The organism is Paraburkholderia sp., assembly GCF_035501035.1.
In the GTDB taxonomy this organism is placed as follows: Bacteria; Pseudomonadota; Gammaproteobacteria; order Burkholderiales; family Burkholderiaceae; genus Paraburkholderia.
On record NZ_DATJWR010000288.1, the window covers coordinates 38,622 to 45,551 of the forward strand.

7 protein-coding genes and 1 pseudogene are annotated in these 6,930 nt (G+C 66.1%); 1 reads left to right on the forward strand and 7 read right to left on the reverse strand.

All coding sequences use genetic code 11. The features are described from left to right. Positions 1 to 150 precede the first annotated feature (150 nt). The 4 genes from VMJ11_RS21335 to rimO all read right to left on the reverse strand — a co-directional run bounded on the left by VMJ11_RS21335 (position 151) and on the right by rimO (position 4,338). Positions 151 to 762 carry a hypothetical protein gene (locus VMJ11_RS21335; protein WP_325621491.1) on the reverse strand — a complete coding sequence of 204 codons (612 nt, stop codon included), beginning with the start codon at positions 760 to 762 and terminating at the stop codon, positions 151 to 153. 45 nt (positions 763 to 807) lie between these two features. Then, positions 808 to 1,992 (reverse strand): beta-ketothiolase BktB, encoded by a 1,185-nt coding sequence (gene bktB, locus VMJ11_RS21340; protein WP_325621493.1) that lies wholly within the window; start codon positions 1,990 to 1,992, stop codon positions 808 to 810. 64 nt (positions 1,993 to 2,056) lie between these two features. Continuing rightward, on the reverse strand, positions 2,057 to 2,995 hold the full coding sequence (locus tag VMJ11_RS21345; RefSeq protein WP_325621495.1) for a sugar kinase: 939 nt from the start codon (positions 2,993 to 2,995) through the stop codon (positions 2,057 to 2,059). A gap of 5 nt (positions 2,996 to 3,000) precedes the next feature. After that, positions 3,001 to 4,338: a 30S ribosomal protein S12 methylthiotransferase RimO gene (rimO, locus tag VMJ11_RS21350; protein ID WP_325621497.1), complete on the reverse strand. Its 1,338-nt coding sequence runs from the start codon at positions 4,336 to 4,338 to the stop codon at positions 3,001 to 3,003. A 317-nt stretch (positions 4,339 to 4,655) separates the two neighbouring features. Here rimO and VMJ11_RS21355 point away from each other — a divergent pair, with 317 nt between their 5' ends. Next, positions 4,656 to 4,976: a helix-turn-helix domain-containing protein gene (locus VMJ11_RS21355; RefSeq protein ID WP_325621499.1), complete on the forward strand. Its 321-nt coding sequence runs from the start codon at positions 4,656 to 4,658 to the stop codon at positions 4,974 to 4,976. Positions 4,977 to 5,127: 151 nt separating this feature from the next. Here VMJ11_RS21355 and phaR read toward each other — a convergent pair whose 3' ends face one another. The 3 genes and pseudogenes from phaR to VMJ11_RS21370 form a co-directional block, all read right to left on the reverse strand. Further along, positions 5,128 to 5,733 carry a polyhydroxyalkanoate synthesis repressor PhaR gene (gene phaR / locus VMJ11_RS21360; protein WP_325621501.1) on the reverse strand — a complete coding sequence of 202 codons (606 nt, stop codon included), beginning with the start codon at positions 5,731 to 5,733 and terminating at the stop codon, positions 5,128 to 5,130. Between the two features lie 154 nt (positions 5,734 to 5,887). Beyond that, complete coding sequence (locus tag VMJ11_RS21365; RefSeq protein ID WP_325621503.1) at positions 5,888 to 6,628, reverse strand: 3-ketoacyl-ACP reductase; 741 nt, start codon at positions 6,626 to 6,628, stop codon at positions 5,888 to 5,890. Positions 6,629 to 6,782: 154 nt separating this feature from the next. Next, positions 6,783 to 6,930, reverse strand: a pseudogene (locus VMJ11_RS21370) (acetyl-CoA C-acetyltransferase); the annotation flags it as partial.

Consider the following 6,930-nt stretch of genomic DNA (forward strand, 5'->3'; position numbering starts at 1 on the left):
GGTGCGAGTACGGTTGAGGCGCCATGACGTTGCGGCGCACCTCTGGCTGGATGGCGCGCGCAACGCCGCATACCGAAGATTAACACCCGCGGCTTCCGGCGCCGTCCACGCGCGTGTAACGCGTGTGTCGCAGCACCGCCGCGGCAGCGCTTATTGCCCGATGACGAGATTGCTCACGCCGTTTACGGCCTGCACCCCCTTGGCCACCGGTGCGGGCGACGCAAGCGCAGCCGTACCGCTCGACATCGCCGGAGCCGCTGCGCCCGGCGCGAGCGGCTTCAGATCGAACGGCACCGGGTTCGAATCGTCGGGCTCCATGCGCTCGCCCGAGAGGGAGCCGTCCTCGTCGAACGTGCCCACCCAGTTGCCCGTGATGTGCGTGCCGTCGTTCGAATCCTCGGCTTCGAGCGTGGTGCCGTCGCGGTCGCCCGCGATCAGGATCACCTCGCCGGTATCCGTGAACTGATATTCGCCATGCACGCCGCTCGGGTCGTCGTCCCCGGTTTTGGGTCCGAGACGCATCACGATCTGGCGCTTTCCGAGCGTGCCGACGTACTTCGGCAGCCCCGCGAACTCGGGGTTCGGCTTGAGCGTCGACGTGAGCGCCGGCGGCGTGGCCGTGTCCTGCGCGCGCGCCGCGAGCGGCAGCGCGAGCGCCACCGCTGCCGCTACGGCAATCGCGATCCGGCCGCGCGCCCTCATCGCGCTGCCCCGTCGGGCGGCCGCGCTCGGCGGCCGCTGTGCTTGCACCGCAACTTCCATCTGGGTGATTCCTTTACTTGCAAGGCGGACGGGGCACGCCGGGCGTCAGATACGCTCGAAGATGGCCGCAATGCCCTGGCCGCCGCCGATGCACATCGTCACGAGCGCATAGCGCCCGCCAATGCGCTGCAGTTCATAAAGCGCCTTCACCGTGATGAGCGCGCCTGTCGCGCCGATCGGGTGGCCAAGCGAAATACCCGATCCGTTCGGGTTGACCTTCGCGGGGTCGAGCCCGAGTTCCTGCGAAACCGCACAGGCCTGCGCCGCGAACGCTTCGTTGGCCTCGATCACGTCGAGGTCGCCGACCTTGAGGCCGGCCCGCTCCAGCGCCTTCTGCGTGGCCGGCACCGGGCCGATACCCATATACGCCGGATCGACCCCCGCATGGGCGTACGAGACGAGGCGCGCGAGCGGCTTCAGGCCTCGCGCGCTGGCGGCATCGGCGCTCATCAGCAGCACGGCGGCAGCCGCGTCGTTGATACCCGATGCATTGCCCGCCGTCACCGTGCCGTTTTCCTTCGCGAAGACGGGCTTGAGCTTGCTGAAGTCTTCGAGCGTGGCGTTCTGGCGCACGTGCTCGTCGGCGTCGAACACCACTTCGCCCTTTTTCGACTTGATCGAGATGGGGAGGATCTGCTCCTTGAAGCGGCCTTCGGCATGTGCGCGCTCGGCGCGACGGTGCGATTCGAGTGCCAGCGCGTCCTGCGCCTCGCGCGTGATGCCGAACTTCTTCGCGACGTTCTCCGCCGTGACGCCCATGTGTATCGTCTGGAACGGGTCGTGCAGCGCGCCGATCATCATGTCGACGAGCTGCGTGTCGCCCATGCGCTGGCCGAAGCGCGCGGCTGGCATCGAGTAAGGCGCGCGGCTCATGTTTTCCGCACCGCCGCCGATGGCAATGTCGGCGTCGCCGAGCAGAATGGTCTGCGCCGCCGAGACGATCGCCTGCAGGCCCGAGCCGCACAGGCGGTTCACGGTCAGCGCCGGCGTGTGCTGCGCCACGCCGCCGTTGATCGCCGCCACGCGCGCGAGGTACATGTCCTTCGGCTCCGTGTGCACGACGTTGCCAAACACCACGTGACCCACCGCGTCGCCTTCCACGTTCGCGCGGGAGAGCACTTCGCGGACCACGCGCGCGCCGAGATCGGTCGGCGAAAAGTCCTTCAGGCTGCCGCCGAAGTCGCCAATTGCCGTGCGCACACCGCTTACCACCACTACTTCGCGTTCCATCGTCTTCCTCCTTGCCTACCTGATTAAATGAATCTTCTTCGTGGCGCCAGATCGTCTCGCGTGCTCAGCCAGTTGACTGTGCGGCCAGTATGCGCTCGACGTCCTCGCGGTGCGGGATTGGCGCGACCGCGCCATAGCCCTGGGTCGAAAGCGCGGCGGCCGCGTTCGCATAGCGCGCGGCCGCAAAGGGATCGTCGCCCGCCGCGAGGCGCGCGATGAACGCGCCGCCGAAGCAGTCGCCCGCACCCGTTGCGTCCACGGCTGCCGCGACATGGCCCGCCACAATGCGGCGCTCCTCGGGCGTCGCAACGTAAGCGCCGTCTTTACCGAGCTTGAGCGCCACCACGCGCGCGCCGCGTTCGAGCAGATAGTCGACGATCGCGTCGCGCTCGTCGAGGCCCGTGAGCACCGCGACGTCGTCCCAGCTCGGCAGACAGATGTCGGTTAAGCGCAGCACCTCGTTCATCACGGCGCGGGCGCGCGCGAGCGGCCAGAGCTTCAGGCGCAGATTGGTGTCGAAGCTCACGCGCACGCCGCTGGCGCGCGCGTGCTCGATGGCGGCGAACGCCGCATCGCAGGCGCTGTCGCTGATCGCCACGCTGATGCCCGAAAGATGCAGCACGCGCGCAGCCGCAATCGCAGCGAGCGGCAGGTCGCGCGGCGTGTAGCGGCTCGCGGCCGAACCCTTGCGCAGATAATCGAAGGCATGGCCACCCGGGCCGTGCGAAACGAAATAGACGCCGGTGGGCGCCGTGGCGTCGACGCGCACCGTCGACGTATCGACGCCCTCGCGGATCCAAAGGTCGATCAGCAGGCGGCCGAAATGATCGTCGCCGACAGCCGAAACGAAACCCGTGCGCGCGCCCTGGCGCGCCGCCGCGATCGCAAAGTTCGACGTGTCGCCGCCGAAGCCCTGCAGATACTCGGGCCGGTCCTTTGATGCCTGGTTGAACTCGATCATTGCCTCGCCATACGCGAGGACTTGCGCGGCGGCGCTCGTCATACCGTTCAGACCTCGCCCCAGAGGTCGTGGCCGTCGGCACCCGTGATCTTCACCGAGACGAAATCGCCGACCTTGTAGCGCTTCGACGCCTTGGTCGCGGGCGCGACGTAGACCACGCCGTCGATCTCGGGGGCGTCCGCCGCGGTGCGGCCGATGCCGCCGTCGGCGTTGATCTCGTCGATCACCACCTTGAGCGTCTTGCCGACCTTGCGCTGGATGCGCTTGGCCGACACCTGCTCCGCCACCTCCATGAAGCGCGCGCGGCGCTCCTCGCGCACCTCGTCGGGCAGCGCGCCGTCGAGCTCGTTCGCGCTCGCGCCCTCTACCGGTGAGTAGGCGAAGCAGCCCACGCGGTCGAGCTCGGCCTCGCGGATGAAGTCGAGCAGCGTTTCGAACTGCTCCTCGGTCTCGCCGGGGAAGCCCGCGATGAAGGTGCTGCGGATCGTCAGATCAGGGCAGATCTCGCGCCAGGCCTTCACGCGCTCCATGACCTTTTCGGCGTTCGCGGGGCGCTTCATGCGCTTGAGCACCTCGGGATGCGCGTGCTGGAACGGCACGTCGAGGTACGGCAGCACGTGGCCCTTGAACGGGCCTTCGGCCATCATCGGAATGACTTCGTCGACGCTCGGATACGGGTAGACGTAGTGTAGGCGCACCCACGCGCCGTACTGCGCGGCCAGCTCGCCGAGCGCGGCGACGAGATCCGTCATGCGCGTCTTGATCGGCTTGCCGTTCCAGAAACCGGTGCGGTACTTCACGTCCACGCCGTAGGCGCTCGTGTCCTGCGAGATCACGAGCAGCTCCTTCACGCCGGCCTTGAAGAGGTTCTCCGCTTCGAGCATGACTTCGGCGACCGGGCGCGACACGAGGTCGCCGCGCATCGACGGAATGATGCAGAACGTGCAGCGGTGATTGCAGCCTTCGGAGATCTTCAGGTACGCGTAGTGGCGCGGCGTGAGCTTGATGCCCGCGGCCGGCACGAGGTCGACGAACGGATCGTGAGGCTTGGGCAGGTGGCTGTGCACGGCCTGCATCACCTCGCCCACCGCGTGCGGGCCAGTGACGGCGAGCACCTTCGGATGCACTTCCTCGATCAGGTTCGAGCCGCTCGCGCTCGCCTTCGCCCCGAGACAGCCGGTCACGATCACCTTGCCGTTTTCGGAGAGCGCTTCGCCGATGGCGTCGAGACTCTCCTGCACGGCCTCGTCGATGAAGCCGCAGGTGTTGACGACCACGAGATCCGCACCGTCGTAGGAACCCGAGATTTCATAACCCTCGGCGCGCAGCTGGGTGATGATCTGCTCGGAGTCGACGAGCGCCTTCGGGCAGCCGAGGGAAACCATCCCGACGCGTGGAGCGGGATTGCGGGTGGTCGTTGATTCAACAGGGTTTTTCACGTGAACGTCCGGATGTAGGGCGCACGGCGAATAAAGCGCGGCGCGAGATCAAGCCAATCGACTATTTTACCCGGATGTCGTATCGTGCGGCGCAGCATAAGTGGCCAGCGCCGCGAGGCGCAAGGGTCGGATTGAATATCGACTGGATCAAGCTTCGCTCACCTTTTCGCCTCCCGACCACAGCGCAACCGCATAATTTTCGCCACCTGCGGCCTGTAAGCCATCAACGGCATTCCTCAACCGGCTGCGCGGAGAGAAATAGCGTGAGCAAGAAAATGGAGCCTTTTCAGGCCGACCTGTTGAAGTCGGCGCGCGACGTGAAAGCCAGTGGAGGTGGCTCTGGCGGGACCGCCCGCGCCCGCGTGGCGCGCCCTGGCTCCACAAGCGACAAAACTACCGTTGCAGCGCTCGCGCGGGCCCAGGCCGGGCTCTCGCAAAGCGCGTTCGCCGCCTTGCTGGGCGTTTCGAGGCGCACGCTGCAGGATTGGGAACAAGGCCGACGTCAGCCTACGGGCGCCGCGCAGACGCTGCTGCGGGTGGCCGTGGCACACCCAGAAGCCTTGCGCGACTTGCAACGCGCCTGAGGAAGGGTCACGCGGGTTTCGCTCCAATTGCGCCAATTGCGCCGAACACGCCACGGGGCGGTCATGGGGCGCGTCTCGCTCGCCACGAAATGCGCAGCGCGCGAAGCCACGGTGCGCCGCAAGGCGGCGCCCGCTGCACGCGTCTCGCCCCTTACTTCTTTTCTTCCTCGCCGCCCTCGGGTGTGCCCTGCGCGGGCGTCGCTGCCGCACCCGGCGTCACGGGCTTGAACGGGAAGCTGCTGAACATGTTCTTCGCCTGGTTCTGCATCTGCTCCTGCATCTGCACGAACATGTTCTTCGACTGCTCGATGTAGCTCGTCATCATGCCCTGCATCATCGGCGCCTGCATGTTCATGAACTGCGACCAGACCTCGGGGTTCATCGCGTTGCCTTCGTAAAGGCTCTTCGACTGGTCCGCGAGCTTGTTCTGGATGTCGATGAACGCCTGGATGTTCTTTTCCAGGTAGGTGCCCATCATGCCCTGCATCGCATGACCATAGAAACGGATGATCTGCGACAGCATCGACGACGAGAACATCGGCAGACCGCCGCTTTCCTCTTCGAGGATGATTTGCAGCAGGATGCTGCGCGTCAGATCCTCGTTGGTCTTCGCGTCGATGACCTTGAACTCCTCCTGATCCAGCACGAGTTGCTTCACGTCGGTCAACGTGATGTAGGTGCTCGTCTCCGTGTCGTACAGCCGACGGTTCGGATACTTCTTGATGAGTCGTTCGGCGGTTTTCTTTGTAGTCGTCATGTGTCGCCCTTGTTAGCGCCAACGCGCGGCGGCCACTGCCGTCGCGCGTTGGTCTGGTCCGCAAGCGTGGCTTGCCCCGGTATGCAAACAAGCCAGCTGCCGTCCTCGATCCCTGCATCGCGCGCCCCTCCCTGCAGGGCGCGCGGCGCGGGGATCAGCCCATGTGCAACCCGCCATTCAGCGAGAAGTCAGCACCGGTTGCGAAGCCTGACTCGTCGGAGGCGAGCCACGCCACGATCGACGCGATTTCCTCGGGCGCGCCGAGGCGGCGCACGGGAATCGTCGCGACGATCTTTTCCAGCACGTCGGGACGGATCGACTTCACCATATCCGTGCCGATATAGCCCGGCGAGACGGTGTTGACCGTCACGCCCTTGGTCGCCACTTCCTGGGCCAGCGCCATCGTGAACCCGTGAATGCCGGCCTTGGCCGTGGAATAGTTGGTCTGCCCGAACTGGCCCTTCTGGCCGTTCACCGACGAGATGTTGATGATGCGGCCCCAGCCGCGCTCGACCATGCCGTCGATCACCTGCTTGGTCACGTTGAAGAGGCTCGTGAGGTTGGTGTCGATCACGGCGGTCCAGTCTTCGCGCGTCATTTTGCGGAACACCACGTCGCGCGTGATGCCGGCGTTGTTCACGAGCACGTCGACCTCGCCGACCTCGGCCTTCACCTTGTCGAACGCCTGACGCGTCGAATCCCAGTCGCCCACGTTGCCCTCGGAGGCGACGAAATCAAAGCCGAGCGCCTTCTGGTCTTCCAGCCACTTCGTGCGACGCGGCGAATTCGGGCCGCAGCCGGCAACCACCTTGAATCCCTGCTTGGCGAGACGCTGGCAGATGCCCGTTCCGATGCCGCCCATACCGCCCGTTACATACGCAATACGCTCTGACATAAACCACACTCCATTTTCGTTTTCCGGGAGCGTCGTTCGACGGCTCCCGCGTCGCTCCTTCCTGCTGTCTCCGCCCGCCTGCCTGCGAACGTCGCACGGCCGAGGCGCGCCGCGTGGTGCCCGGTGCCCGCCTCAGCCGTCATAGATCAATAGCTCAGGGACGCTCGAGCGCGAGCGCCACGCCCATGCCACCGCCGATGCACAGCGAGGCGAGGCCGCGCTTCGCGTCGCGGCGCTGCATCTCGTACAGCAGCGTCACGAGAATCCGGCAGCCCGACGCGCCGATCGGGTGACCGATCGCA